At 39.1% G+C, this 3,547-nt stretch carries 4 protein-coding genes; 1 reads left to right on the top strand and 3 read right to left on the bottom strand.

Annotation, left to right across the window (positions count from 1 at the left end; genetic code table 11):
• Positions 1–173 precede the first annotated feature (173 nt).
• The 3 genes from QUB37_RS29290 to QUB37_RS29300 form a co-directional block, all read right to left on the bottom strand.
• Positions 174–584, bottom strand: coding sequence for an Npun_F0494 family protein (locus QUB37_RS29290; protein WP_333168711.1), 411 nt, complete (start codon positions 582–584; stop codon positions 174–176).
• A gap of 72 nt (positions 585–656) precedes the next feature.
• Positions 657–1,367 carry a hypothetical protein gene (locus tag QUB37_RS29295; protein ID WP_333168712.1) on the bottom strand — a complete coding sequence of 237 codons (711 nt, stop codon included), beginning with the start codon at positions 1,365–1,367 and terminating at the stop codon, positions 657–659.
• Between the two features lie 3 nt (positions 1,368–1,370).
• The gene (locus QUB37_RS29300; protein ID WP_333168714.1) at positions 1,371–2,564 is read right to left on the bottom strand and encodes an AAA family ATPase; all 1,194 of its coding nucleotides are present in this window, start codon (positions 2,562–2,564) and stop codon (positions 1,371–1,373) included.
• A 223-nt stretch (positions 2,565–2,787) separates the two neighbouring features.
• On the opposite strand from QUB37_RS29300, the gene QUB37_RS29305 reads away from it, so the two are divergent.
• Positions 2,788–3,228, top strand: coding sequence for a peroxiredoxin (locus QUB37_RS29305; protein WP_172192900.1), 441 nt, complete (start codon positions 2,788–2,790; stop codon positions 3,226–3,228).
• The last annotated feature ends 319 nt before the right edge of the window (positions 3,229–3,547 follow it).

A 3,547-nucleotide genomic window follows, 5' to 3' on the forward strand; every position in this document is an offset into this window, starting at 1 on the left:
ATTGTTTATACGCCCTTTATTTCACATTTTGGTACAGAATGCAAGGGCTTATTGAGAATGGTGCAAGATCTCAGTTTTAACCGACTTTCGCTATGAGACAGGGAATTCATTCCCTGTCGGAATGTCGGAATGTCGGAATGTCGGAATGTCGGACTAGGGCAAGTGAAAACCCCTCATAGAAATACTCCCAACCCGCGACTAACGGCATTTCCCATACGATCGCACAATGAAGCATCCGGCACTCCCTGTCCTTCCTGTTCCCATTTTTCCACGAGTTGGCGGCCCAGGGGCGTGAGGCGAAAACTGTCGGTAATGCCTTGTCCGTCTACTTCCCGCCGCAACACGCCGACTTGGATCAGCCACAGCAGGGAGTTTTCGGCTACGAGTTCGGATACGGGCGATCGGGTGTAGCCACTTTCAACACCGGAATTTGAGGCGATCGCGGTTAGGAAAACACTGTTATCGCGGATGGTCTGGAAGAAGTGTAATTGAAAAGGGGAACAGCGGACGGCGCGATCGGCTCTTTTGACGGTGCGATCGGGATAACTAATAGATTTAAACGCTTCGGATGGGATAAAAGTCATTGAGAGAACCTCTGAATAGGTATTATGTTTTTTATTGTTACCGATTATATGGTAAGTTTGGCGGTTGATTTACTAAACCAAGAAACTATCTATCTCATCAATAAACCTTTTGAGTTGGTTAACTCTCTTAACCAAGTCCAAATACAAAAATTCATAATCAAGATTATTTATAATCTCTTGCGAAGTTATTTCACTTTTATCATAATTTCTACTTACTAATCGATAAATATCCTTTAAATCTTGACTGGGATGTGGTCTTTGTTCAATATCAATATTTATTAAATCTAAACCTAATTGTTGCAAAATAAAATCTGGGATTAAACGGCTATCTAATTTATAAAAATAATGCCATTCTGCTAAAAACCATGCTTCTATTTCCATAACAGCTAAAGTTATATAAATTGGAATTCCCATTGGCTGCACCCGCTTCAACCATCCTTTAATTCCTCCTTCTACTTGTCCCTTTTCACTTAAAGATTTTGGGTATAAATCTCTCAAGCCTAAAATTTTTTCATAGCCACTATTCGTTAGACTTTCATGCTGTTTTCCGATATCAGAAACTACATTAGCATCACAACCGCAATCATATAAAAGAACAAAAAAAGGAGCATTTTTTATGGTACTTAATTTAAGTGGTTGAATTATACGACTAGCTTTGCCACCTTGAAATTTATAAGTTTCAATATCTATTTCTTTGTAGCCCGCAATTTCCTGAAATAACCTTTCAACAAATATCTGTTCTGTTTGTCCTTCCACAAAACAAGCAATTTTCTTTTGTGTCATAATTTATGCTGCTTCTTCATCACCTTCTTTTTGTAACAGAAACTCACTGGTGAACAAATCAAAGTTATTAAGTCCAATAAACTTAAACTCCTCAATCTTCTCGCGTGAATTATAAATATTATGTAATTTTGCACTCCCACGAGTTCGTTCAATCAATGACCAATATTCTATCGGAACACCATTCATAATGAACTCATCATTGGTAGTCATAATAAGTTGAATTAATCCTGTTTGAGCTTTGTCTATTAGAATTTTAATTATAGAGGAAGAGCGTTGATAATCTAATCCTTCTCCAATATCATCAATCACAATACAACTAGGTTTACTCGCTAGTAAAGAGTAGTTGATTTGAATAAACAATGATAAAGCTCGAAACATTCCTTGTGACATTTCTGATTGTTCTGTAACCGACGTTAAATCTTCTTCCTGAATATATAAAAATTGTGGTAAGTTATCGGGGCTGTCAACAGCAGAAATATCGGGATTAATTAAAGATGGCACTTTTGTGCCAATCCCTGATAATTTATAACCAATTTGTCTCATGTCCGAGAGAATTGCTTTTATAAACTCATCGCCTCTTTCCTGTTTTCCAATCACAAATATACCGACCACAAAATCAGAATCTTTGAAATCGGTTTTATTTTTCAGTAATTCCATTGTGGAAGGAATACGAGCCATGGTATTTTTACCTAGCTGTGCTCCAAACTCATAAAATCTTAGGGAACTAGACCATTGATATAAATCCTCTAAAAATGGATGCTGAATAGAATCTCTACGCTTAACAACTGCGAGCTCTTTTGGGTCAGTTTGAAACCGAATATCTTGGTCAAGTTCTTTAGCAAAGATAGTACCTTTGCCCGATTCATCCCTATCTAAAAGTGGCTCATTGCTTTTACTGCCTATAATTAATTTTTCTTTAATTACAAGACCTTTCTCTATTTTCAATATATATTCTGTTTTTTGTTCAGGCAGATCAGTATCAAACTGCAAATGCCATTCATAGCTTTTGGGTCGGGGAGCAAGAGCTCCACTTTCGGATAGTAACTCTGATAGAGTATGTATTGCCCTCAAAATTCTTGATTTGCCACTAGCATTTTTACCCACAATTAAATTTGTTTGGCTTAATCGACATTCTTCGACTCGCCATTCACCAGGCAGACCTTTATTGTACACATAGTCAAAAATATCTAGCTTCATAAATTTGTTACCTTTATTACAAAAATTTTATAATAAGATGAAACAGTTATAATCTAACACGCGATCGCCCGCAAGTCAACGCAGAAAATCACCCAATAGAACTATTTCCAAGCGCAAATTTACCCTGGGACGAACTCAATCCCGAACCTCGCATTCACAAGATTGACGGTAGCAGCCCAAAATCAACTAAAATAGCTTGGTAAATCGCAAGGGAAACAAAACTATGACATTACCAGTTGGGTGCGCTGCCCCTCAGTTTACCGCCAAAGACACCAACGGCAACACCGTCTCCCTGTCCCAATTCGCCGGTAAAACCGTAATCCTGTATTTCTACCCTAAAGATGACACCCCCGGTTGCACCAGACAAGCCCAAAGCTTCAAAGCAGCCCATGAAGAATACAAAGGCAAAGATATAGTAGTTCTCGGTGTCAGCCGCGACAACGAGGAATCGCACCAAAAGTTCACAGAGAAATACGGTTTGCCTTTCCAGTTATTAGCAGATGTTGATGGCACGATTACCAAAGCTTACGATGTCGAGAAAGGCGATTATGCCAAGCGCGTTACTTTCGTCATCGACGGCACCGGCAAAATCATTCAAGTTTATGAGGGGGAAACCATGAAAGTTGACACTCACGCTCAAGATATTCTCGTCACCATAGTTTAGTCGAAGTTTAGTCGATCGCACTAACCTTTCTGGATGCACCAAACGGCTAAAAACCCGGTTTCTTACTAGATGCCTCGTTGCTATAGGCAATATTCTCGTAGGAACCGGGTTTTTTTCGTAAGTCCTGACTCAGCCAGTGATGGCTCAAGGGTTCAGGGGGAAACAACCTACTCGAACTAAATTCCTTCCCTTAAAACTTGCACCACAAATCCTCTCAACCAGGCATATATTCGCTTAAGGTGGGGAGTATGTCACTTTTGTAGTGAGTAATTATACTCATGCAGCTTGTCTCTGATTTCCAATTAAGCCATTCAAGTAA

Origin of the sequence: Microcoleus sp. AT3-A2 (assembly GCF_036705685.1) — a bacterium.
Classification (GTDB): domain Bacteria; phylum Cyanobacteriota; class Cyanobacteriia; order Cyanobacteriales; family Microcoleaceae; genus Microcoleus.

Coding starts and splice junctions, on each gene's coding strand:
- QUB37_RS29290 (WP_333168711.1), bottom strand. CDS start 584: ATGACTTTTATCCCATCCGAAGCGTTTAAATCTATTAGTTATCCCGAT.
- QUB37_RS29295 (WP_333168712.1), bottom strand. CDS start 1,367: ATGACACAAAAGAAAATTGCTTGTTTTGTGGAAGGACAAACAGAACAG.
- QUB37_RS29300 (WP_333168714.1), bottom strand. CDS start 2,564: ATGAAGCTAGATATTTTTGACTATGTGTACAATAAAGGTCTGCCTGGT.
- QUB37_RS29305 (WP_172192900.1), top strand. CDS start 2,788: ATGACATTACCAGTTGGGTGCGCTGCCCCTCAGTTTACCGCCAAAGAC.